Origin of the sequence: uncultured Ruthenibacterium sp., assembly GCF_963558415.1 — a bacterium.
Classification (GTDB): domain Bacteria; phylum Bacillota; class Clostridia; order Oscillospirales; family Ruminococcaceae; genus Ruthenibacterium.
This window is the reverse complement of the sequence record NZ_CAUWGY010000033.1, coordinates 1-23,612: the sequence shown is the minus strand read 5'-3', so window position 1 is coordinate 23,612 and position 23,612 is coordinate 1. Positions and strand designations below refer to the sequence as shown.

The 23,612-nt window shown below is 56.0% G+C and carries 24 protein-coding genes; 16 read left to right on the top strand and 8 right to left on the bottom strand.

The annotated features are described in order from the left end of the window. The 10 genes from AB5H98_RS07430 to gpmI all read left to right on the top strand — a co-directional run. The coding region (locus tag AB5H98_RS07430; RefSeq protein WP_367925284.1) for a hypothetical protein at positions 1-1,165 on the top strand (1,165 nt) is incomplete at its 5' end. Between the two features lie 15 nt (positions 1,166-1,180). Next, the gene (locus AB5H98_RS07425) at positions 1,181-2,365 is read left to right on the top strand and encodes a hypothetical protein (protein WP_367925283.1); all 1,185 of its coding nucleotides are present in this window, start codon (positions 1,181-1,183) and stop codon (positions 2,363-2,365) included. Between the two features lie 15 nt (positions 2,366-2,380). Further along, positions 2,381-3,628, top strand: coding sequence for a hypothetical protein (locus AB5H98_RS07420; protein ID WP_367925282.1), 1,248 nt, complete (start codon positions 2,381-2,383; stop codon positions 3,626-3,628). Next, positions 3,625-4,929 carry a hypothetical protein gene (locus AB5H98_RS07415; protein ID WP_367925281.1) on the top strand — a complete coding sequence of 435 codons (1,305 nt, stop codon included), beginning with the start codon at positions 3,625-3,627 and terminating at the stop codon, positions 4,927-4,929. Before AB5H98_RS07420 ends, AB5H98_RS07415 begins: the two co-directional genes overlap by 4 nt. Positions 4,930-4,943: 14 nt before the next feature. After that, positions 4,944-6,176: a hypothetical protein gene (locus AB5H98_RS07410; protein ID WP_367925280.1), complete on the top strand. Its 1,233-nt coding sequence runs from the start codon at positions 4,944-4,946 to the stop codon at positions 6,174-6,176. Between the two features lie 38 nt (positions 6,177-6,214). Beyond that, positions 6,215-7,060, top strand: a complete 846-nt coding sequence (locus AB5H98_RS07405) for a VanW family protein (RefSeq protein WP_367925279.1) — start codon at positions 6,215-6,217, stop codon at positions 7,058-7,060. 44 nt (positions 7,061-7,104) lie between these two features. Next, complete coding sequence (eis, locus tag AB5H98_RS07400) at positions 7,105-8,316, top strand: enhanced intracellular survival protein Eis (protein ID WP_367925278.1); 1,212 nt, start codon at positions 7,105-7,107, stop codon at positions 8,314-8,316. A 158-nt stretch (positions 8,317-8,474) separates the two neighbouring features. Continuing rightward, positions 8,475-9,695, top strand: coding sequence for a phosphoglycerate kinase (pgk, locus tag AB5H98_RS07395; RefSeq protein ID WP_367925277.1), 1,221 nt, complete (start codon positions 8,475-8,477; stop codon positions 9,693-9,695). A gap of 81 nt (positions 9,696-9,776) precedes the next feature. After that, positions 9,777-10,544, top strand: a complete 768-nt coding sequence (tpiA, locus tag AB5H98_RS07390) for a triose-phosphate isomerase (protein ID WP_367925276.1) — start codon at positions 9,777-9,779, stop codon at positions 10,542-10,544. A gap of 30 nt (positions 10,545-10,574) precedes the next feature. Beyond that, positions 10,575-12,098, top strand: a complete 1,524-nt coding sequence (gpmI, locus tag AB5H98_RS07385; RefSeq protein WP_367925275.1) for a 2,3-bisphosphoglycerate-independent phosphoglycerate mutase — start codon at positions 10,575-10,577, stop codon at positions 12,096-12,098. A 52-nt stretch (positions 12,099-12,150) separates the two neighbouring features. On the opposite strand, the gene AB5H98_RS07380 is transcribed toward gpmI, so the two are convergent. The 5 genes from AB5H98_RS07380 to AB5H98_RS07360 all read right to left on the bottom strand — a co-directional run bounded on the left by AB5H98_RS07380 (position 12,151) and on the right by AB5H98_RS07360 (position 16,681). Next, positions 12,151-13,341 carry a hypothetical protein gene (locus AB5H98_RS07380; protein WP_367925274.1) on the bottom strand — a complete coding sequence of 397 codons (1,191 nt, stop codon included), beginning with the start codon at positions 13,339-13,341 and terminating at the stop codon, positions 12,151-12,153. Further along, positions 13,338-13,898, bottom strand: coding sequence for an RNA polymerase sigma factor (locus AB5H98_RS07375; RefSeq protein ID WP_367925273.1), 561 nt, complete (start codon positions 13,896-13,898; stop codon positions 13,338-13,340). Before AB5H98_RS07375 ends, AB5H98_RS07380 begins: the two co-directional genes overlap by 4 nt. 108 nt (positions 13,899-14,006) lie before the next feature. Next, positions 14,007-14,861, bottom strand: a complete 855-nt coding sequence (locus AB5H98_RS07370; RefSeq protein ID WP_367925272.1) for an AAA family ATPase — start codon at positions 14,859-14,861, stop codon at positions 14,007-14,009. Between the two features lie 52 nt (positions 14,862-14,913). After that, positions 14,914-15,630 (bottom strand): nuclease-related domain-containing protein, encoded by a 717-nt coding sequence (locus tag AB5H98_RS07365; protein WP_367925271.1) that lies wholly within the window; start codon positions 15,628-15,630, stop codon positions 14,914-14,916. A 10-nt stretch (positions 15,631-15,640) separates the two neighbouring features. Beyond that, on the bottom strand, positions 15,641-16,681 hold the full coding sequence (locus tag AB5H98_RS07360; protein ID WP_367925270.1) for an aldose epimerase family protein: 1,041 nt from the start codon (positions 16,679-16,681) through the stop codon (positions 15,641-15,643). A gap of 200 nt (positions 16,682-16,881) precedes the next feature. Between AB5H98_RS07360 and AB5H98_RS07355 the strand changes: the two genes are divergently transcribed. The 4 genes from AB5H98_RS07355 to AB5H98_RS07340 all read left to right on the top strand — a co-directional run bounded on the left by AB5H98_RS07355 (position 16,882) and on the right by AB5H98_RS07340 (position 19,010). Next, the gene (locus AB5H98_RS07355) at positions 16,882-17,166 is read left to right on the top strand and encodes an ArsR/SmtB family transcription factor (RefSeq protein WP_367925269.1); all 285 of its coding nucleotides are present in this window, start codon (positions 16,882-16,884) and stop codon (positions 17,164-17,166) included. Positions 17,167-17,264: 98 nt separating this feature from the next. Beyond that, on the top strand, positions 17,265-18,266 hold the full coding sequence (locus AB5H98_RS07350; protein ID WP_367925268.1) for a permease: 1,002 nt from the start codon (positions 17,265-17,267) through the stop codon (positions 18,264-18,266). 18 nt (positions 18,267-18,284) lie between these two features. After that, positions 18,285-18,608, top strand: coding sequence for a thioredoxin family protein (locus tag AB5H98_RS07345; protein ID WP_367925267.1), 324 nt, complete (start codon positions 18,285-18,287; stop codon positions 18,606-18,608). Between the two features lie 3 nt (positions 18,609-18,611). After that, positions 18,612-19,010 carry an arsenate reductase ArsC gene (locus AB5H98_RS07340; RefSeq protein ID WP_367925266.1) on the top strand — a complete coding sequence of 133 codons (399 nt, stop codon included), beginning with the start codon at positions 18,612-18,614 and terminating at the stop codon, positions 19,008-19,010. A 39-nt stretch (positions 19,011-19,049) separates the two neighbouring features. Here AB5H98_RS07340 and AB5H98_RS07335 read toward each other — a convergent pair whose 3' ends face one another. From AB5H98_RS07335 to AB5H98_RS07325, 3 genes are all read right to left on the bottom strand, one after another. After that, entirely contained in the window at positions 19,050-20,240 is a 1,191-nt protein-coding gene (locus tag AB5H98_RS07335; protein WP_367925265.1) for an LL-diaminopimelate aminotransferase, read from the bottom strand. Between the two features lie 36 nt (positions 20,241-20,276). After that, a complete protein-coding gene (dapF, locus tag AB5H98_RS07330; protein WP_367925264.1) occupies positions 20,277-21,101 on the bottom strand; it encodes a diaminopimelate epimerase in 825 nt (274 codons plus the stop codon). 145 nt (positions 21,102-21,246) lie between these two features. Continuing rightward, positions 21,247-22,518, bottom strand: a complete 1,272-nt coding sequence (locus AB5H98_RS07325; RefSeq protein WP_367925263.1) for an adenylosuccinate synthase — start codon at positions 22,516-22,518, stop codon at positions 21,247-21,249. 287 nt (positions 22,519-22,805) lie between these two features. Between AB5H98_RS07325 and acpP the strand changes: the two genes are divergently transcribed. After that, positions 22,806-23,033 carry an acyl carrier protein gene (acpP, locus tag AB5H98_RS07320; RefSeq protein WP_367925262.1) on the top strand — a complete coding sequence of 76 codons (228 nt, stop codon included), beginning with the start codon at positions 22,806-22,808 and terminating at the stop codon, positions 23,031-23,033. 81 nt (positions 23,034-23,114) lie between these two features. Then, positions 23,115-23,612: aminoacyl--tRNA ligase-related protein (locus AB5H98_RS07315; RefSeq protein WP_367925261.1), on the top strand; the 498-nt coding region annotated here is incomplete at its 3' end.

Below are 23,612 nucleotides of genomic sequence, written 5' to 3'. Positions count from 1 at the left end.
CGCTCCGGACAAACATTCTTTATCCGCCGCGCCCGTGACCGCCGAAGAAGAACCCGAACCGCTGGTCATGACCAGCGGGAATACCAACGATGCCGGCTTTTTTTCCTTTTACTATGACCCGGCTCACTCTGAGCTAGGCAATCGCCTGACCCGGTGGGATTGGGAAGACATGACTGTGCACATCTGCTGCACAGTGCCCGGATGCGACCACATGGGACAAGCGTGTGAGGCCCGGCGCAACGGTTATCTCTCGGTACTGGAAAACGCGGTCTACACGCTGGAGCAGGAAAAAGACGGCTCGTTTTACACTCTGTATCAATGGGACAGCCAGGGCCTTCACCCCCAGCCGGTGGGTCAGATGGACTACTGGTCTTTTTTCGGCGCGGATGCAGAGTATCTGTACGGATTTTGCGACAAAGCCTTCGGCCGGGTGAGCCGGGCAAACGGAGAAGAGACCCTTCTGGCCTATAGCCTGAGGACAGATTTTTACGACCGCGGAAGCGTTCTGGGCGTTTGGGAAAACCGCTTTGTAGCCGTAAGTTTAGACCCGGATCGGGCGCAACCCGCCCGCGTGTGCCTTTTTGATCGGGAGGGCAACGTGACCGAAGTTGCACAAATAGACGCAAACCGGTTTGCCAATCAACGTTGCGCACTGGTGGACAGCGAGGTGGTCTATTTGGACCGGCTCACTGGGGACGTGATGTCCGTTTCGCTGGACACCGGCGAGACGCGGACTGTGACCCAGGCGCTGCGGCCCTACAACACCCTTGAAAAAGAGGATTTTTACAACTGCCAGCGCTGGTCAGTCCAGGTGGTGGGCAACACTCCCGTGGTCGGGGTGATGGATCGTGTACAAAACGGATCGAATACGACCGTTTTCCGGGTGAACGAAGACGGCACGGCCACCGAGCTGCCGCAGCGCCAACAACTGCTGGATTTTGACTCGGCGCTGTGGCCCGGCTTTGCCCCGAATGGCCGAACCGATCCGGTGACGGTGCTGGCTCAGTGGAAGGGGCGTCTGGCGGTGCTGTGTGCAATACAGTTTTCCGCAATACAGACCGAAACCGGACCTTCGCAGCACGCGCGGAATGTGTACGCGGGGATGGACGCCGAAGACTATCTTGCAGGCAAGGAAATTTACAGGGAATTCACTGTTCCCGACTGAGAGGAGAAACCTTTTATGCGGCGCTTTTTCTGTATCGTGTGTCTTTTTGCTCTGCTGACCGGATGCGCTCCGGCCTCTTCCACCGCACCTCTATCGGAAAGCACACCGCTCGCCGAGAGCATGGCGCCGGACACCGGAGAGCTGCATCTGACTTCTTCGTGCAACGGTGAGGGGTATTTCACCCTCTGGCTGCAGGGACTTACCCGGCTGGATCCACGGGACCTGACGGCACACATCGCCTGCTCGGTATCCGGCTGCGACCACACGGGTGAAGAGTGCGAGGCTCAGGTGCGGACCTTTAACCTTGTGGTGCTGGAGGACGCGGTCTACACACTGGAGTACAGCGATGGCGATGCGGGCATGGCGCTGATGATGCGGGACGCGGACGGCGCCAACCCCCGATTGATAAATCATGTGGGCATGTGGCTGTTTCGAGGCGCGGATGAGGAGTATCTATACGGATTTTGCGACAAGGCCTTCGGCCGTGTGAGCCGGACGACCGGCGCCGAAACGTATCTCTGCCACGACACTCTTTTCGACTTTGTGACCAACGGCCATGTGGTGGGGGTTTGGCAAAACGCCTTTGTATGCGTGGCGACCGACCCCTACGAACACGAATCCACGCGCATCTGCCTTTTGGACCGGGACGGACAAATCACACAAGTGGCCTCCGTCGATGCTGGTCATCTCTCTTTGGGCTGCGTGATCTGCCGAGAGGGTGAACTGTATTACATTGATGCCGTGAGCGGCGAGTTGAAGGCTGTCCGGCTTTCGGACGCAAGTGTGCGAACGGTGACCGATGCGCTTTGTCCTATGGGCCAGATGCCGGATGGGTCCAAAAATTATTCCGGTCTGCATTTATCTCTGGTGGGTGGAGAACTGATCGTAAACGTGCAGTATATACAAGTGGACCGCTCCGAGTCAAGCACTTGGCTGGTGAACGAGGACGGCTCCATTGTGGAATTGCCTCAGCGCCAGGAATTGCGGAATTTTGACCCGGCGCGGGATGCGGGTTACATGATCACACGGCAAGGACAACCGGACCCCATCTGGATTTGCGCGGACCAAAACGGGCAATTGATCGTTCAAAATGCCACACAATTTTTGGATTCTGGACCGACGACAATCTACGCGGTGATGGACGCCGAAGACTATCTTGCGGGCAAGGAAATTTACAGGGAATTCACTGTTCCCAACTGAGAGGAGAAACCTTTTATGCGGCGCTTTTTCTGTATCGTGTGTCTTTTTGCTCTGCTGGCCGGATGCGCTCCGGAACCATTGTCGCAGCAGACTGGCTCACCGGAGTACACGGCTCCCTATGTGCGGGCAGATGGCGCTCTCGTTCTCAAGGAGCTTCCCACAGTGGGCAGTGCCACCACCGCCTTGACCGACCATGGTTTTTTTGACACCGTGTACATTCCGGAATCCGGCGCATCGATTTTGACCTTTTACGACTTTGAAACGAAAAAGCAACGGGTGGTATGCGACGCACCCGGCTGCACTCACACCGATGAGACCTGCCTTGCCTGCGTACACGGGGCTTTTTGGCGCATCGGCGACTGGCTGTACTTTTTCGGCGATGTCGACCCGGACGACTCCTCCCAGGGAACGCTGGTGGAGCGGCGGGATTTGAACGGAGAAAACCCGGAAAAGCTGGGTATCATTGGCGGAGAATGGATATTCAGCGCCGGATGCTTCACCGACGGCACCTCGCTTTTCACCTACGACGGCTCGGATTTTGTGTGCATTGAGCTGCCGAGCTGTCATGTGACCATCATCGAGCGTTACAGACAGGATCAGCCGGTAAGCTACGAATCCGAAATGACCAAAATCAGCCCCAACGGCCAAGTGTATTATCTTGGCCGGGATCCGGATACAAAGGGGTATCCCGGTTTCCAACTGGCTAAGGATGGCAACACCATTTACAGTGTGGACCCGCTGAACGGATGGATCTACACCTATGACGTTTCCACCGGGCAGAGCCGGGTGTTATCGCGCGAGATGAATCAATACATCTGGACGTGGGAACGCCCCATCGGCTGGGACGACCAGGGCCGTGAAAACCGATGGGAAACCACCTCCTGTGTGCAAGGCTGGAACGGAACGCTCATTGACGGCGCATTGCTGATCGATCTGCACGGACTTTCCATCGATGACCGGGACACCGAACTGCGTGTGGCGGTGAATCTGGAAGACGGCAGTGTCCGCACGTGCACCCTGAGTGATTTTTGGATGGACAAAAGCCATCCCATCCGCATTTTGCAGACCACGGACTATGGTCTTCTGGTGGTTCCGTATTCAAACGCTCACGAGCAGGTGGATATGGACATGAACGGAGTGTTTTACCAAAGAACCACCTATGGGGAAACCATATATGCACTGATCAGCACGCAGGACTTTTTGAACAACATTCCCAACTATCAAATTTTAGAATCTTTATCTTCACAAGAGGGATCTGTATGAAACGCTTTGCTTTGCTTTTGATTGCAGTTTTATTGACCGGCTGCACCGCGCTGGGCAGCGCTGCGTCCGTTTCCTCCGGTTCCAAAACAGCCCCCGACCCGGTACAAAATTCCGAGACGCTTGTCTATTTCGGACTGCCTGGCGATATTTCAACTGCTGTCAGCCGCCTGAATGGGACCGGATTTTTTGACTATTGTTATCACCTCGGTGATTACTTTGGCTGTTTGACACGGTACGATTTAAACGACATGACCCAGCATATACTGTGTGACCGAGAAGGCTGTACGCACATGGACGAGACCTGCGATTCCTACTCCACGGGCTGGCAGGTGATTGCCATGCCCGATGCGGTGTACACAGTCGATTATGAGTATCTAGAAAATCCTACGGACGGACAAACCTTGGCCGGCACCTATACGCTGGTTCGCCGCGATGCAGACGGCATGCACCCTGAGCCGGTGGCATCCATTGGCGGGTGGCAATTTTTTGGTGCAGACGAGCATTACCTATATGGGTTTAGCGATGGGACCTATGGCCGCGTAGACCGAACAAACGGCACGGAAACGCTGCTGCTCCACGCTGCCGAAAGCCGGTATCAGTTTTACGGGCAGATCCTCGGAGTTTGGAACGGTCAATTCGTTGTAGTTCATTGGGACAAGGATTCTACCCACATTGCAAATTTGAGTCTTCTGTCCACCGAGGGCGTTGAGACCACGCTGACCCAAATAGATGGAATTTCCATCTTCGAAGATACCATCATCCCCTACAGCTATGCATTGCTTGGCGACAAGGTCTACTATACTTCCGATGACGGCATACTGCTGTGCTACGATCTGTCCAAAGGCGAGCACCTGGAAAGCAGCAACATTTTGCAAGCGTGTGCGCAAAACGGCACCGTCAACATGTGGTCGCTGCATGCCGCTGACGACCACCTGCTCGTGTCCCTCCTGTTCCGGCCGGACGGAGAGGAGAATTTATACTGGCGGCGTTTTGCCCTGTCCATGCCGGACCAGACCCTGACCGAACTGACGTTGAAGGAAGAATTTCGAAACTGCACCGAGACGGCCTCGCCGGAAGAAGGGCTTGTCTGGGAGCCGGAACTGATCCTGCCGCTGGCTCAAGTTGACGGACAATTTCTGGTGTGCAATGCCTATCAATTTTTCCAGCGGTCCTACATCGCTTTGGACGGTACGACCGCATTTTCCGACTCTCATTTTTCCATCTTCGCAATGATAGACCCGCAAGACTACTTCGCGTCTCGTCCGGCATACCGGGAATTTATTCCCCTTGCCGAAAATTGAAAGGAAGCATTTTTATGAGACTCCTCGTTTTGCTTTTGACAGCCGCTTTGCTGACCGGCTGTACGGGGCGTGCTTTTTCGGACGCCGCTGTGCCCCAACAGCAACCGGGACAAGATTCTTCGCTTGCATTTTGGGTGCCTTTTTCGTATCCTTCTAATGAGCATGGCTTTTTTTATCCGTACTGGAAAAGCGGCCTCCAAGGCTATTTCTTGACCCGGTACGATTTTGAGGATATGACCCAGCACATTGTCTGCGATGTGCCCGGCTGCACGCACACAGATGAGAGCTGCGGTGCCTTTTTGGAAAATTCGGAAATCGTCGTTTTGCCGGACGCGGTATACACTTTTCAGCTTCAGCGGGACAAAAGCGGCATTCCCACCGAACTTTCCACGATGGAGCGCCGGAATGCAGACGGCACAGAGCCCCAGCCGGTCGCAACGATTGCCACTCCTTTTATTTTTGGCGCCAACGAACAATTCCTATATGGGTTTTCCAACGGCGATTTTGTTCGCATCAGCCGGCAACACGGCATTGAGACGACCTTGCTATTCGATGGGCAAGATCTCTATTCTTCCTTTGGCAGCATCCTGGGTGTTTGGGACGGACAATTTGTCGCCATACACTGGGGAGAAAAGCCCACACAGAACATTTCTTTAAACCTGCTTTCCATCGAGGGAGAGCAAACGCCCATTGCCACACTGAACAGCAAAATGGACGCTCACACGTGGAAGATTTACAAAGGCGCCACAATGACGCAGGACACGGTATGTTATGTGGACTGTGACGGCACGATTCAGGAATACGAGCTTTCCACCGGCAAGACCCGCGTGCGTACAAAGGAATTGTGCTCCATTGCACAAGCGGACGTGCCGATCCATTTGCGCTGCGTGGCGGACGGATACCTGCTGGCCGACGTCTGGAGTCCGGAAAACGGAAATCAATCGTTCATCATCACACCCCAGGGCGACTGTCTTCCAGTTTGTCTGGCCATTGAGGACCGGGATACTACGCATCCCGCCTTGGGTATCGACCAACCCTTGCCCACGCTCGTACAGCCCGTACACGAAACGCCCCATGGGCTTTTGGTTCAAAACGCCCGCCAATTCTTTTGGGACGAAAGTTTTGATGTGAACGGAAATTCTGTTTCTTTTGAAACGTTTGTGGATATCTACGCTCTGATGGACCCACAAGACTACTTCGCGTCTCGCCCGGTATACCGGGAATTTGCTCCCATTTTAAACAATTGAGAGGTGTAACCATTCATGATACTTCGGAATGGAGCGGTATGAGCCGCCCGCTGTTCTGCCAGCTTGGCCCCTGGGCCTACACGCTGTCCACCTGGCGCTGCCGAGCTCAAAGGTACGTCTGGGATTTTCTTTGCCGCACTCGTTTTGCCAAGACCCTATCTTCGGACAGGCTGCCCGTGGTGGTGTACCGACACTCTTCGCTGATTTGCCGCACTTTGGGGCAGGTGGACATTCAGCTTCAAAAGAATAAGCAAGTCAATCTGGCCCTGGCCGCGCCCCGGGTGAACGGGGTGCTTGTGCGGCCGGGCGAGACTTTTTCCTTTTGGCATCTGGTGGGGCCTTGCACGGCCCGCAGAGGCTACCGCACAGGCCTTGTCATCCGGCAGGGACAACCGGACAAAGACATCGGCGGCGGCATGTGCCAGTTTACAAACCTTGTGCACTGGATGGTGCTGCACACGCCCCTGACTGTGACCGAACACCACCATCACGACGGCGTGGACCTGTTTCCGGATTTTGGCCGCAAGGTGCCCTTCGGCACCGGCACGTCCATTTTGTACAACTATCTGGACTACCGGGTGCGCAACGACACGCCCTACACTTGGCAGCTTTGTGTCTGGCTGGAAGAAGGTTATCTTTGCGGCGAGGTGCGCTGCAGCGATGCTTTGAATGTAAAATACCACGTGCGCGCCGAACACGAAGCCTTTGTGCGCGAGGCGGACGGCGTGTACCGGGTAAACGATATCGTGCGCACCTGCGTGGATAAGCGCACCGGAAATACGCTGGAACGAAAAACTTTAAAACACAATCACGCACGGGTACAATACGACACCACCGGGTTGGACGTGCGGGGCACTGGACAGGAAATTTCCGCCGGAGTATAATGGAAATAATCCGATTTTTGCCAAAGGAAAGCGAGGAAAATCCAATGGGCAGAAAACGTCAATTAAAAATGCAGCCGGTGGGTGTAGAGCATCTGACCCAATACAATCAGCTTTTGCGTTACGTGTTCCAGGTGACCGATCAGGAGCTGAAAGAAATCGGCTGGGAAGAAAAAGACATGATGCGCGCCAAATCCCCCACACTGGAACAAGCCGACGTGCTGGGTTGGTTCGATGGCGACAAGCTGATCTCTCAAGTGGCCGTGTACCCTATGAAAGTTCGTATTTTTGGGCACACCTACGACATGGGTGGTCTGACAGGCGTGGGCACATACCCCGAGTACTCGGGCCAGGGCCTGATGCACAAACTGCTGTACCAGGCGCTGACCAACATGAAGGGCCGGGGCCAGTCCATTTCCTATCTGTTCCCCTATTCCATCCCCTTTTACCGGCGTAAGGGCTGGGAGATCATCTCGGACAAAATCTCTTTCGAGATCAATGATTATCAGCTTCCCAAAAGCCGCCCGGTCCCCGGTGAAGTGGTGCGCGTAGATGTGGACGGACCCGAGATACGGGACACCTATCACCGCTTTGCGCTGCAGACCCACGGGGCGCTGATTCGGGACGATCTTGCGTGGAACGAATACTTTTTGTGGGACCCGGACGACATGATGGCCGCGGTTTATTACGACGACGACGGCGTGTCTACGGGTTATGTGATGTACCGCATTGTGGACGACGTGTTCCATGTGAAAGACATGGTGTTCATGAACGAAGAGGCCCGCAGCGGCCTGTGGAACTTCATTGGCGCCCACTTTTCCATGATCTCAAAAGTAGAGGGCAAGATCTTTACCGATGAACCTCTGGCCTTTTTGCTGGAGGACGCGGACATCAAAGAGACCATCTCGCCTTATTACATGGCGCGCATTGTGGATCTTGAGGCTTTTATCTCTCAATATCCCTTCAAGCCGGACACGGCCGACCGGCAATGGGTGTTCCAACTGGAAGACCCGCTTTTGAGCTGGAACCAGGGCACCTTTGCACTGAATATTCAGGCGGACGGAACGGCCTCGGTACACCGGGTGAACTGCAAAACGGCCGACCACACCAACATCCAAACGTTGACCACCATGCTCTTGGGCTACAAGCGGCCGGATTATCTGCATAAAATCGGGCGGCTGGTCTGCGCTCCGGATACGGTGCACATGCTGGAGGATGCCATTGAACAGCAAACTCCGTTCTTTTCCGATTATTTCTAATAAAAAACACCGGCTTTTGCCGGTGTTTTTTTACCTGCATTTGTGAAAAAATTATCATGCCGATACTTGCTAAAAAACGGCCAAAGCACTATAATATAAGATGTATGAGCATCAGAAATGCTGCTCGCCCAAATTTTGCGAGAAAGGGAGTTAATCGAATGAGCACTCTTGGCAAAAAAACCGTAGATGATATTGACGTAAAAGGCAAAAACGTACTGGTCCGCTGCGACTTCAACGTTCCCATGAAGGACGGCGTGATCACCAACGATAACCGCATTGTGGCAGCGCTGCCCACCATTAAAAAGCTGATTGAAAATGGTGGTCGCCTGGTTCTGTGCAGCCACTTGGGCAAACCCAAGAATGGCCCCGAGGCAAAGTTCAGCCTGGCACCTGTGGCTGTGCGCCTGAGCGAGCTGCTGGGTAAAAAAGTGGTATTTGCAGACGACGACAACGTGACCGGTGAAAATGCCAAAGCTGCTGTGGCTGCCATGCAGGACGGCGATGTAGTGCTGCTGCAGAACACTCGTTTCCGCAAGGAAGAGACCAAAAACCTGCCCGAATTCTCCAAGGACCTGGCAGATCTGGTGGGCGAGAACAGCGCTTATGTAAACGACGCTTTTGGCTCTGCGCACCGTGCGCACTGCTCCACCGCCGGCGTGACCGACTACATCAAAACCACTGCGGTGGGCTATCTGATGGAGAAAGAGATCCGGTATCTGGGCAATGCGGTCAACGACCCTGTTCGTCCCTTTGTTGCCATTCTGGGCGGCGCGAAAGTGGCGGACAAGCTGAACGTAATTGAGAACCTTTTGAACAAGGTGGACACGCTGATCATCGGCGGCGGCATGGCCTACACCTTCCTGAAAGCGCAGGGCAACGAAGTGGGCACAAGCCTTGTGGACAACGAGAAGCTGGACTACTGCAAAGAGATGCTGAAAAAGGCGCAGGACAAGGGCGTAAAGCTGCTGTTGCCGGTGGATACGGCTGTGGCTTCTTCCTTCCCTGACCCCATCGACGCTGAGATCGCAGTGGAATATGTGGATTCCGACAAGATCCCCGCAGACATGATGGGCCTGGACATCGGACCCAAGACACAGGAACTGTTCGGCCAGGCGGTCAAATCCGCCAAGACCGTTGTTTGGAACGGACCTATGGGCGTATTTGAGAACCCGGTTCTGGCTGCGGGCACAAAAGCGGTGGCCAAAGCTCTGGCCGAGACCGATGCGACCACCGTTATCGGCGGCGGCGACTCTGCTGCGGCCGTGATGCAACTGGGCTATGCCGACAAGATGACCCACATCTCCACGGGCGGCGGTGCTTCTCTGGAGTATCTGGAAGGCAAAGTTCTGCCTGGCATTGACTGCATCGCCAACGCGTAACATGGTTTCAAAAGAGGCTGCCTGCCGCACGCGGCAGCCTCTTTTCAATGTAAATATACAAAGGGAAATGAGGAAACGAGTATGAATAAAGCTACCCGCAAGGCAATCATTGCCGGCAACTGGAAAATGAACAAAACTGCCACCGAGGCAGCCCAGCTCATCGATGCGCTGATTCCCGCCGTAAAAGATGCGGACTGCGAAGTAGTCATCTGCACCCCGTTCACCAGCCTGGTAACGGCCGTGGAAAAATGCAAAGGCACCAACATTCACGTGGGCGCTGAGAACGTTCACTTTGAAAAATCCGGCGCGTTCACAGGCGAAATTTCCGCTGACATGCTGGTGGACCTGGGCGTGGAATACGTGATCACCGGTCACTCTGAGCGCCGTCAGTACTTTGCCGAGACCGACGAGACCGTGAACAAGCGCACCAAAGCGGCGCTGGCAGCGGGTCTGAAGGTCATCGTGTGCGTGGGCGAGAGCCTGGCACAGCGCGAGCAGGGCGTGACCGAAGAACTGGTCCGCATGCAGACCAAGATCGCTTTGGGCGGCGTCAGCGCTGAAGAAATGAAGCGCGTAGTCATCGCTTATGAGCCGGTTTGGGCCATCGGCACCGGCCGCACTGCGACTGCAGACCAGGCGCAGGAAGTGTGCGCTGCCATCCGCAAAGTGCTGGGTGAATTGTACGGCGAAGAGGTGGCGGAGGCCACGACCGTTCAGTACGGCGGCAGCATGAACGCCGGCAACGCGGACGAACTGTTGAGCAAAAAAGACGTGGACGGCGGCCTGATCGGCGGCGCTTCCCTGAAGGCGGACGCCTTTGGCGCCATCGTGGCTGCGGCCAGCAAATAAACAATTCAAGGAAAGGAATCTGCAACATCTATGGCTAAAAGACCTTTGCTTCTGTGCATTTTGGACGGCTTTGGCTGGGTGCCGGGCGAGACCTACGGCAATGCCATCGTAGCCGCCAAAACCCCCAATCTTGACAAATTATTCGCGAGCTGCCCCTACACCACCATCGGTGCTTCCGGCATGGACGTAGGCCTGCCCGACGGACAGATGGGCAACAGTGAGGTGGGCCACACCAACATTGGTGCAGGCCGCATCGTGTATCAGGAATTGACCCGCATCACCAAATCCATCCGGGACGGCAACTTCTTTGAAAACGAGGCGCTGGTTAGCGCCGTGGAGAGCGCCAAAGCTTCCGGCAAGGCGCTGCATCTCATCGGCCTTGTATCCAACGGCGGCGTACACAGCCACAACGAGCATTTGTACGGCCTGTTGGAGCTGGCCAAACGCGCCGGTCTGACCGAGGTGTATGTGCACGCCATCATGGATGGCCGCGACGTGCCGCCCGATTCCGGCAAGGGCTTCATTGAGGAGCTGCTGGCCAAGATGAATGAGATCGGCGTGGGCAAAATCGCCACCATCACCGGCCGTTATTACGCGATGGACCGCGACAACCGTTGGGACCGCGTGGAGAAAGCCTATGCGGCGATGGTATACGGCGAAGGCGTAAAGGGCGAGCCTGTGGAAGTGATGACAAACAGCTATGCCGAGGGCGTCACCGACGAATTCGTTGTGCCGGCTGTGACCTGTGAAGGCGGCCGCGTGAGCGAGGGCGACAGCGTTGTGTTCTTCAACTTCCGCCCGGACCGTGCCCGTGAGATCACCCGCACCTTCGTAGACCCGGATTTCTCCGGTTTCGAGCGCAAGAAGGGCTTCTTCCCGGTGCACTACGTGTGCTTTACCCAGTACGATGCCACCATGCCCAACGTGGACGTGGCCTTCAAGCCGGAGGCTCTGACCAACGTGATGGGAGAATATCTGGCCAAGAACGGCAAAACACAGTTGCGTATTGCCGAAACAGAGAAATACGCTCACGTGACCTTCTTCTTCAACGGCGGCGTGGAAGCGCCCTTTGAAGGCGAGGACCGTGCGCTGATCAACAGCCCCAAGGTGGCTACCTACGATTTGCAGCCGGAGATGAGCGCGTATCTTGTTGCAGACGAGTGCGTCAAGCGCATTGAGAGCGACAAATACGACGTGATCATTCTGAACTTTGCCAACTGCGACATGGTCGGCCACACCGGCGTGTTCGACGCAGCGGTCAAGGCCGTGGAGGCTGTGGACGCCTGCGCCGGCAAAGTAATTGACGCGGTGCTGGCCAAAGGCGGCGCGGTCCTGCTGACTGCCGACCACGGCAACGCGGACAAGATGTACGACGAGGACCCCGAGCATCCCTTCACTGCACACACCACCAACCCCGTTCCCTTCCTGGTGGCGGGCCTGGGCGATGTGAAGCTGCGCGAGGGCGGCGTTCTGGCGGACATTGCGCCCACCATGCTGAAGATTCTGGAGCTGCCTCAGCCCCAGGAGATGACCGGCAAGAGCATCATCGAGTAAAAACAATCAAAAAGCACCGGCATGACAAAGAGTCATGCCGGTGCTTTTTTGTTCAGTTGAACCCGCCGTCCCAGGTGGGAAGATTTGTCAGATATTCCTCCTTCACCGCCGGCACGTAGTACGCGCCGTACGTCTTGAGGCCATCCTGCTCCCATTCTGGCAGCTCCACATAAAAGCGATAATAAGGCATCCAGTAAGCTTCCTGCTCGCCTGTACGGTACACCAGCTCCACCTTGTGCACGTACTGGGTGCCCGGCATCCCGCTTGTAACGCTGGTGAGATAATGGCCCTGAGACAGACGCTCTCTGGCTTCATCCACCGTTATAATGGGATAATCCCCCAGTTTCTGCGACAAATCCGGCTGAGAAACCCGGCATAGAGACAGCTCGCCCGCATCGTTGGGGGAAAAGCTCACCCGGTTGAAATGATACGCTACAAACTGCTGGGTTTTGCTGCTGGCACCTTCGTAGAAGGCCAGGGAATAATTTTGCAGCCCATCGGTGCCGTAGTCGCCGCCGGAAATGTCCGTCACCGGCTGGTCCATGCTAAGCAGGTCCCGGTACTGTGTTTTCAGATACTCCGCAGCCTCGGCCAGTTCCTCATAGCAAGCATCGTAAGTGAACCGGTACGTCTCGGGCAGGGATACGGCCGGGTCAAAAGTGACCGTGACCGTTTTGTTCAAATCCACCTGGATGCGCACTCCCGCCGCCTCGGCCTTCACCGCGGTGGGGTCAAAATAACCCTCCGGCACCGCTGTGCCGGTCAGCTCCATTTTCTTTTCGATTTGGGCCCGGGTCTCGGCGTCGGGCGCGTTGTCGGTAACAATCAACGCGTCCTCATCCAGGCCAAGCCGGCCGGCCACATCCCGCAAAAGCGCCTCCATGCCCTGTAAATCCACGCCCGAAGGCAGATGGTATATTTCATCGTAGGTGATGGGATTTTGGAACACCGGCAACGTGGCGAGATTCCAGTCCTCGCGCCAGGGGTTGGCGCTGACCAACTCTGAGATGTCATGCGCCGCGTATCCCTCAAACCCCATGCCGCCGCCCACGCTCTCGGGCACCGTGAGCAAAGGCAACTGTTTTTGCGGCCGCATAAGCCCCGCACACACCGCCAGCACTGCGCAGGCTGCCAGCGCGCCCCACCGCAGCCAGATGGGGGCTTTCCTCCGGGGGGTGTCCGCCGCCTCCACATAGGCAGGGTCCACCAGCTCCATTTTCTCCAAAAGTTCCTCGCCTCTCACAGGATGTATCCCTCCTTTTCCAGATGTTCCCGAAGCTGCCTGCGGCACCGGAACAGCGTGGTTTTGACCTTGCTTTCGGACACACAAAAGCGCCGGGCAATCTGTGCCACGGAGTCCATGTACCAGTACCGGCGCACAAACATATTGCGCTTTTCCCGGCTGAGTTTTCCCAAAAAACCGTTGAGAACTTCCCGCAGCACCGCGTCGTCCATGCGGCAGGCTGTATCGTCGGGCGCGGGGATGCACTGCTCCATCTCGGCACTGAGCTGGCACACGAAGGCGCTGCGCTTCAGCCGGCGGCACCGGCGGCAGCAGTTCAAGGACAGATGCCGGGTGATGCGCGCCAGGAACGCGTACAGATAGGTGTGCGGCGTATGGGGCGGAATGGAGTTCCAGGCTTCGAGATAGGTGTCGTTTTCGCACTCTTCGGCAGTCTGCGCATCCCGGGTGATGTCATAGGACAGCGCCCGCAGGCGGGGTCCGAATTTCTGGGTGGTCTGCCGGATGGCTCCCTCGTCACGGGCCAGATACAGTTCCACGATCTGCTTGTCATCCAAGTGGTTCTTCCCCCTTCTTTTGAAAAGTCCCCTCACCCTGAAAAGCACCTTTTAAGGTCCTCAGGTTACACGATGGCACAAAAAAACCGGGCGCTTTGGCCCGGTTTGTCAAAATTCTTTCTCGTGCTCTTTGAAAAAATCACGGTACACCCGCACGTTTTCAAGTTCCGTCCAACATGCCGTTTGGGCAGGCGTGCGATCCAAATCGTAGATTTTTGCCCCGGGCAGCGCCAGCAGAAACGGCGAATGCGTGGCCAGTACGAACTGACAGCCGAAAAACCGGGCGGAATCGGCCAGGAACGCCGCCAGCTCCTTTTGACGGGCCGGCGAGAGGCTGTTCTCCGGCTCGTCCAGAAAATACAGGCCGTTCTGCGTGATTTTTTCGGTGAAGTACCAAAACGCGCTCTCCCCGTTGGAGCGGGTGCGCACGTTGTCCATCAAGTGTTCCCGGGTGTAGCGGGACTGGCTGTGGCGCCTGGCATCGTTCATTTGCTTGAGCCGGTCGTAATCATCCAGCGAATGCACCTGAAAATGGGCGTATTTTGCATCTTGATACTCCCCGAACACCTCGTCCCGCTTTGCGTCGATGCCCTCGTTCAAACTGCGAATGTCCAACATGTAGTCGAACACGTCGTCGCTGGTGAGAGCGGCCACGTTTTCCGCCCGCTGCCAGACGCCCTGGGCGCGGCAGCGGCGCACATACTGCTGCCAGAAAGATGTGCGGTTGTAAGGGGCCTGGCGCCGTGCGCCCACTGCGTCGGCCATAACGTTCAAAGCCGTGGTCTTGCCACTGCCGTTGCCGCCGTAAAAAATGGTGACGGGCTCGAAAACCACGCGCCCCAGCTCCTTTTCCCCCAGCACACCGAAGGGGTAAAAGGAATCGTAACAGGTGTGCTTTTCCGCTGCGCAGACGTTCCATTCCGTGTCCTCGTCCAAAAAGGAAAACCGCTCCAGATACAGCACCGCCCATCCTCCTTTTCAAAAAAAGCGCGCCCGGAAAAGGCGCGCTGTGGTTTTAAATTTTTTCCTTCTGCCAAGTGAGCGCATCCACGATGGCGCTGACTTCACTGGGAGAGAGCGTGTCCCGCTCGGCCCGAATGGCTTTGCGCAGCGCCTCTTCGCCCACAAAGATGCGGCTGTCCCGCACGCTGACCCTGGCGTTTTTGCTGGCGAAATACACCATCTGGCGCACCTCGCACTTGCAGCCCGCTTCCCGCAGCACCTGCTCCAGGATGGACGCCTGCCGCTCCACCTGCAAAAGCGGATTCTTCATGTGTTTTGTGCCCCGGCGCTTGGTCTGGCTCCACCACTCGTCCTGGGGCCGGCCGGTGATAACACCGGTATGATTTTTGGTCTCCACGATGCACACGCCGTTTTTGCCGATGACCACCGCATCCAGTTCGGCCTTGCGGCCGTTGATATAATAGACGGGGTTGGACACCACATGATAGGAATAGGGCAGCACTTTGAGGGCGTCCACTGCATGCTTTTCTCCCTCGATGCCGCTTTTCAAAATCTCACTTTTGTTCTGGAATACCCGGAACAAAATCGCGCCCACTGCCGCGCACACGATGGCCGCGTAGAGCACAGGCTGCTGGGGCTTTTTTTGCCCAAGCCCTGCGATGTACCACACCGCCAGCGCCGTTGGCACCAGCACGCACAGCACCTGACCGGCCAGAAAGCCGACGCGCTTGCCGGCATTTGCATTGTGTTTTTTATGAAGGATCGCCATAAATCTTTGCTTACTCCGTTTTAAATTGATAGACCGTGGTCTCGTGATACTCCTGGTCCGGCTCCAGCGTCACCGGAGGGAAATCCGGGTGGGACGGCGTGCACGGGAAATGCTGGGTCTCCAGACAGAACGCCTGGTATTTTGTGTGATGCTTTCCGTTTTTGCCGAGCACCTGGTCCTCGTTCAAAAAGTTGCCTGTATACAACTGCACACCCGGCTGAGTGGTATACATTTCCATGCAAATGCCGCTGGACGGACTTTTGGCGATGGCGCCCAGCGCCAGCATGCCGCCTTCCTTATTCAGCACAAAGTTGTGGTCGTACCCGCCGGCCATGCGCAATTGCTCGTCGCCGCTGAAAAGGTCTTGGCCGATGGCCTTGAACTTTGTGAAATCCATGGGCGTACCCTGCACCGGCAAAATGCGCCCGGTGGGACAGGTTTCGGCATTTCCCTCGGTAAAACGGTCCGCGTCCAGCCAAAGCTGCTGACGCAACACGTCGCCGCCGTCGCACCCATCCAGATTGAAATAGGAGTGGTTTGTCAAATTGATGACGGTCGCCTTGTCGGTGGTGGCGGTGTAATCCATCACCAGAGCATCGTCGTCCGTCAGTTTATAAGTGACGGTGATGTCCATGTTGCCGGGGAACCCGTCGTCCCCGTCCGGGCTGCGGCCTGTGAGCACCAGGCTGTCATCCACGATGGAGCCCTGATACGTCAGCCGGCCGAAAGTGCCGTGCAAATGGTTGGGGCCGTTGTTGGGCTCCAGATAATAGGTCTTTCCATGAAGGGTGAACTTTGCCTGCTCGATGCGGTTGGCATAACGGCCCACAAAAGACCCCAGCGATGCGGTGCCCGCCTCGTAATCGGCCAGCTCCCGGTAACCCAGCACCACGTCCCGCAGATTGCCCGCGCTGTCCGGCACCCAAATGTTGGTGATGACACAGCCGTACTCAATGACGCATACCTTCATTCCGTTTGCGTTTTCCAGCGTGTACTGATAAATTTCCGCACCCGCCTTGGTGCGTCCGTAGTAATTGCTTGTAATGGACATGGCGGCGCCCCCTTGTGAAAGCATTTATTGTATAATGGTACCTCATTTTCGGCAAAAAAACAAGCGTTCAGACACAGTTTCTATCTTTGCTGTCAACGCTTTTGGCCGTTTTCACGGGTCCCATTTTCATCGGCCCTTGACAATCTTTGTGTGATACGGTACAATATTCACATCAAAATAATTTGATGTGAGGTGAAGATATGCAGGACGTCTATGCGCAGCAGGCAAAAGTGTTTAAAGCACTTTGCGACCCCAAACGCCTGGCCATTCTTGAGCAGTTGCGCAGCGGAGAAAAATGCGCCTGCGTTCTTCAGGAACCTCTGGATCTGACTCAGTCGGGCTTATCGTACCATATGAAGATCCTTTGTGATTCCGGCCTTGTGGAAAGCCGCCAGGAAGGCAAGTGGACCCACTACCGCTTGAGCGCCAGCGGTGCACAAAACGCCGCGGAGCTGCTGCAGAAACTGACCACGCCCAATGGATAAACCCATCAAAGCAAAACGCCATCCGATTCCGGTGGCGTTTTCTTCGGGGCAACACATCAATATTTTTTGATATGTTTGATTTGGAAAGCAGGGATTGTATGGTTGTTTGGAATTTTATTCAAAATCAAGTGCTGGGCATGAAATGGCTGAACGAGTGGATCGGCCATATGCTGACGGCCCTTGGAATGGACATCAACGGGCGTGTGGGCGGCAGCCTTCAGTTTTTCATTTACGACGTGATAAAAATCACGGTTCTGCTGTGTGTTTTGATTTTTGTCATCTCGTATATCCAAAGCTATTTTCCACCCGAACGCAGCAAGAAAATTTTAGGCAGATTCAGCGGCATCCGCGCCCGGCTGATCTCTGCTCTTTTGGGAACGGTGACGCCTTTTTGTTCCTGCTCATCCATTCCCCTGTTCATCGGATTTACCAGCGCCAATCTTCCATTGGGCACAACTTTTTCCTTTTTGATCTCCTCGCCCATGGTGGATCTGGGCAGTCTTGTCCTTTTGACGGGCATTTTTGGCATCAAGGTGGCCGTGCTTTACGTGGTACTGGGGCTGGCCATTGCCGTTGTGGGCGGCACGGTCATTGAAAAACTGCACATGGAAAAATACGTTGAAAACTTTGTTCTCTCGGCGAGCCGCGTGGACATAGAGGCGCCGAACCTGACTTGCGCCGACCGGCTGCACTATGCCAAGGAGCAAATGGTGGGCACACTCAAAAAAGTGCTGCCGTATCTTTTGGCGGGAGTGGGCATCGGGGCGCTGATCCACAACTGGCTTCCGGAAAGCTGGATCGAAACGCTGCTCGGGAGCCACAATCCCCTGGGCGTTGTGCTGGCCACCCTTGTGGGCATTCCCATGTACGCAGACATTTTCGGTACGATTCCGGTAGCGGAGGCATTGCTGGCAAAGAATGCCCAGTTGGGCACGGTCCTGGCCTTTATGATGGCGGTCACCACTCTGTCCGTTCCATCGCTCATCCTGCTGCGCAAAGCAGTAAAACCGCGGCTTCTGGCGCTCTTTGTGGGCGTTTGTGTGATTGGGATCGTCGTCATCGGATATCTATTCAATGCACTTCAATTTATTTTGCTTTAACAAGGAGGAAACAAGATTATGGGTTTGTTTGGAAAGAAAAAAGAACACACCAACTGCTGTGGTGAATGCACTTGTCAAAACGAGACGCAAGCGGCGTCAGCGGACATTTTGGTATTGGGGTCCGGATGTGCCAAGTGCCATGCGCTGGAGCAAGCGACCAAAACCGCATTGCAGGAACTGAACATGAAGACCGATGTTGGGCACGTGACGGATTTTGCACAAATCGCCTCTTATGGCGTGATGTCCACGCCTGCTCTGGTAGTGGACGGAAAAGTGGTCTGTTGCGGAAAAGTGCTGAAACCCAGTGAGATAAAGGCGCTGATTCAAAAGGAGAAAGGATGACATATGCACAATAAAAAGAAGGTCGCCTTTGTCTGCGTTCACAATTCCTGCCGCAGTCAAATTGCGCAGGCATTGGGCAAAAAACTTGCCGCCGACGTATTTGAAAGCTACTCTGCCGGCACACAAATCGTCCCGCGCATCAATCCGGATGCAGTTCGTTTGATGAAGCAGCTTTACGGCATCGATATGGAACAGACCCAATACGTAAAGCTCGTGTCCGAATTGCCGGACGTGGATGTGGTGGTGACCATGGGTTGCAATGTGAACTGTCCCCTGTTGCCGTGTGAACAGCGCGAGGATTGGGGCCTGGAGGACCCGACCGGACAGTCGGACGAATTCTTCCGGCAAACGATCCTGACCATTGAACAAAAAATTTTGGATTTAAAAAATCGACTGAGCTGAATAAAAAATGCCCGCCACGCAAAAGTGGCGGGCATTTTTTCATTTTTGTGCGGCCAACACCGCGGCCCGCAGCCGTTCTGCCGCCGCGCGGGTGGCAGTCCGTTCGCCGAAGCCCGTAAGCCGGAAGTATCCTTCGCCCCCCGGGCCGAACCCCGCGCCCGGAGTGCCCACGATGCGGGCGTTCTTTAAAAGATATTCAAAAAACTGCCAGGAATCCATGCCGCCGGGGCACTGCATCCACACATAAGGGCTATTGTCCCCGCCGCAGCAGAACACGCCTGTTCCCTCCAGCGCTGCGCGCAGCGTGTGCGCGTTGTCCAAATAATATGCCACCGCTTTCCGGCAGGCGGCCCTGCCCTCTTCGGACAGTGCTGCCTGGGCCGCCCGCTGCACCGGGTAGGACACCCCGTTGCATTTGGTGGACTGCCGGCGGAGCCACAAATCCCGCAGATGGATTCCCTGGCACTCCAGTTCCTGAGGAATCACTGTATAACCGAACCTTGTGCCCGTGAAGCCCGCGGTCTTTGACAGCGAGCCGATCTCCACAGCGCATCGGCGCGCTCCTTCGATTTCAAAAATGCTGTGGGGCAGCGTGTCGTCCTGAATAAAGGACTCGTAAGCCGCGTCGAACAAAATCACCGCGCCCCGCTCCAGCGCGTACTCCACCCAGGCGGTCAGCCCCTCCCGGGTGTACACGGCCCCGGTGGGATTGCCCGGACTGCACAAATACACAATGTCTCCGGTTTGACCGTCGGGTCCGGGCAAAAAGCCGTTGGCCTGGGTACCTTGCACGAAGCGCACCGGATGGCCCGCCATGACGCTGGTGTCCGCATACACCGGATAGCCCGGGTCGGGCACCAGGGCAATGTTGTGAGGGCCAAACAAATCCATCAGCCCGCCCAAATCGCTCTTGGCTCCATCGGACAAAAAAATCTCCTCTTCCAAAAGAACCACGCCCCGCTGTGCGTATTGGGCCTGCACCGCCTGCCGTGCAAACGAATATCCCTGTTCCGGCCCGTAACCATGAAAGCCTTCGGGCGTGCCCATCTCCCGCGCGGCGCGGCACATGGCCTGCACCACCGGTTCGGCCAAGGGCAGCGTCACATCTCCGATGCCCAATCTTGTCAATTCCACATCCGGATGTTTTTCCGCAAAAGCGGCGACCCTGCGCCCTACGTCCGAAAACAGATAGCCGGACGAAAGACGCGCAAAATTCCGGTTCAGCTCCAACCGGACCGCCCCCTTTCCGCCGGGTGTGACCCGGCCTTACAGCTCCATCTCGCCGGTGAACACCCGGGCCGCATCGCCGGTCAGCGTGATGCCATCGGCGCCCCAGCACACGGTCAGCGCTCCGCCGGGCAGCTCCACCCGGACCTCCTGGCCCATGGACATGCGCCCGGTTCGCACAGCCGCCGCCAGCGCCGCGCAGGCACCGCTGCCGCAGGCCATGGTCTCACCGCTTCCTCTCTCCCATACGCGCACACGCATACTGTTCGGGCCTGTGATCTGTACAAACTCCACATTGATTCCCTGACAGAACAGCGCACAGCGGCTGAATCCCGCTCCCAGCATCCCCAGATCCAATCGGGACACATCGGGCACAAACACCACACAATGCGGATTGCCCATGGAAAGGCAGGTGACACGCAAGGCGCCGCCGTTGACCTCGATCAGTTCCTCCACCATCGGTTTTTGCCGCTCGCGCACCGACACCGACGCCGGCGAAAAATCCGGCTGGCCCATCTCCACCCGCAAAAGGCCCGGGGCCAGACGCTCCACACGCCGCACGCCCGAAACCGTCTCCACCTGAGCGATGCAGCCCTTCACAAGGCCGTTTAAAAACAGATATTCCGCCGCACAGCGCACGCCGTTGCCGCACATGCGCCCTTCGCTGCCGTCGGCGTTGAAGATGCGCATCTTCACGTCCGCCACGGCGGAGTCCTCTAACAAAATCAGCCCGTCAGAACCCACGCCCGTGTGCCGGTTCGACATGCGCACGGCCACCAGCTCCGGATTGGGCACAGGTGCACACGACTGCACATAAATGTAGTCGTTTTGGCACCCCTGCATTTTGGTGAATTTCAGCTTCATAAAATCATCTGCGCTCCCTTGCCCTGTTTTTGACCTTTTCGCGAAAAAAGCCTTCTTTCCAATGTATGGAGAAAGGTTTTCTTGTGTGAATGACAAAAAAAGAGCAGGCGGGAAATGGGTTTCCCGCCTGCCCCTGGCGTTTTTATTACAAAACCACGTACTGGTCGCGCTCGGCGCCCACGGATACGTACCGAATCTTCACACCCACGGCCTGTTCCAGGAAATGAATGTAGTCCAGCGCCGCCGCAGGAAGCTCTTCCTTTTTGCGGCAGCCGGAAATGTCCTGTTTCCAGCCGGGCAGCATCTTGTTGATGGGCTTTGCCTTTTCCAGCACGTCCCCATAGGGGAAGTCATGGATCTCCTGGCCGTCCAGCTCATAGGCCACGGTGACAGGAATTTCGTCCAAATTGTCCAGAATATCCAGTTTGGTCAGGGCAATCTCGTCGGCACCCTGAGCCCGGCAGCCATAGCGGCTGGCCACCACGTCGAAAGGACCTACCCGGCGGGGACGGCCTGTGGCCGCGCCGTATTCGCCGCCGGCCTGGCGCAGTTTTTCCGCCTCTTCCCCGAACAGCTCGCAAGTGAACGGGCCCTCGCCGACGCACGAGGAATAGGCCTTCATGATGCCGATGTTCAAATCGATTTTGTGGTTGGGAATGCCCGCGCCCACCGGCGCATAGGCGCCGATCACGTTGGAAGAAGAAGTGTACGGATAGATGCCAAAATCGATGTCGCGCAAAGCGCCCAGTTGCGCCTCGAACAGGATGTTCTTGCCCGCCTTGGCGGCCTTGTCCAGATACAGGCCTGCGTCACACACATAGGGTTTGAGCACTTCGCCGTATTTCTCCAGCCAAGCCCACATATCCTCCACGCGCACAGGCTCCTTGCCGTACACGCCGGTGATGGTCAGATTTTTGTAAGCCACAATGTCCGCAAGACGTTTTTTGGTGGTCTCGGGATGGAACAAATCGCCCATGCGCAGCGCTTTCTTCATATATTTATCCCCGTACACGGGCGCGATGCCCCGGCGGGTGGAACCGTACTTGGCATCGGCCAGACGATCCTCTTCATAGCAGTCCAAAAGCTTATGATAGGGCATGCAGATGACCGCCCGCTCGGAAATCTTCAGGTTGTCCGGGCTGATGGCAATGCCGCCCTTGCGCAAATTTTCGATCTCGTGCACCAGGTGCTCCAAATCGATGACCATACCGTTGCCCATGACGTTGACGGTGGTTTCCCGCAGAATGCCCGAGGGAAGCAGGTTCAAAATGAACTTGCCACGCTCGTTGACCACGGTGTGGCCCGCGTTGTTGCCGCCCTGGTAGCGCACAACGATGTCGTAATCCTGACTGAGCAAATCGACCATGCGGCCCTTGCCTTCGTCACCCCAGTTGATGCCTGTAATTGCTGTCAGCATATACTTTCCAACTCCTTTTGTGAAATCGGCGCCGGTGCGCCGAAAAATCCCCTACAATTATTTATCTTACCACACATGGGGCAAAAACACTATGGACACACCGAAAAAACGCGGGGGTCCGCACAAAAAAATTTCGGTAAAAACGCCGGGCCTTGGCCCTGTAAAAGAGCTTTGAAAATATTTTGTGAATCCGCTTGACAATGCCCGGAAAACACGCTATAAAATTTATAGACTATTCGTCCCGTTCTGCCACGGGCAGGCGGGCCAATTCGATGGAGGGAATAGAAATGATTTTTGAGCGCGTGCGTGAGATCATTTGCAGCCAGCTTGACCTGGACGAAGACCGCGTGACCATGGATTCGAACATTCTGGAAGATTTCGACGCCGACAGCCTGGATTTGGTGGACTTGGTAATGAGCTTTGAGGACGAATTCGGCATTGAGGTGCCGGACGACCAGACCGAGAATTTCCACACGGTTGGCGACATCGTCCGTTATATTGAAGATAACACCTGATTTTCGGACCTTCAGCCCCCGCATACTGGGGGCTTTTGCATTTATTTTGCCTCTTTTGAGGCGCGTGAGTGAGGAGAACACATGAAAGACAACAAAAAAATGGTGGAGGCCATTACCCCCATCAACGAAGATTTTGCCCAGTGGTACACGGACATCTGCTTGAAAGCGGAACTGGTGGACTACTCCGCCGTAAAAGGCTGCGTCATCCTGCGCCCGTACGGCTATGCCATCTGGGAGAACATCCAGAAACTTTTGGACGAGCGGTTCAAGGCCACCGGTCATGAGAACGTAGCTATGCCCATTTTCATTCCTGAGAGTCTTCTGCAAAAAGAGAAGGACCACGTGGAAGGGTTTGCTCCCGAAGTGGCCTGGGTGACCATGGGCGGCAGCGAGAAGCTGGAGGACCGGCTGTGCGTGCGCCCCACTTCGGAGACGCTGTTCTGCGACCACTTTGCACACGTGCTGCATTCCTGGCGGGATCTGCCCATGAAGTACAACCAATGGTGCAGCGTGGTGCGCTGGGAAAAGACCACCCGTCCGTTCCTGCGCAGCCGCGAGTTCTGGTGGCAGGAAGGCCAC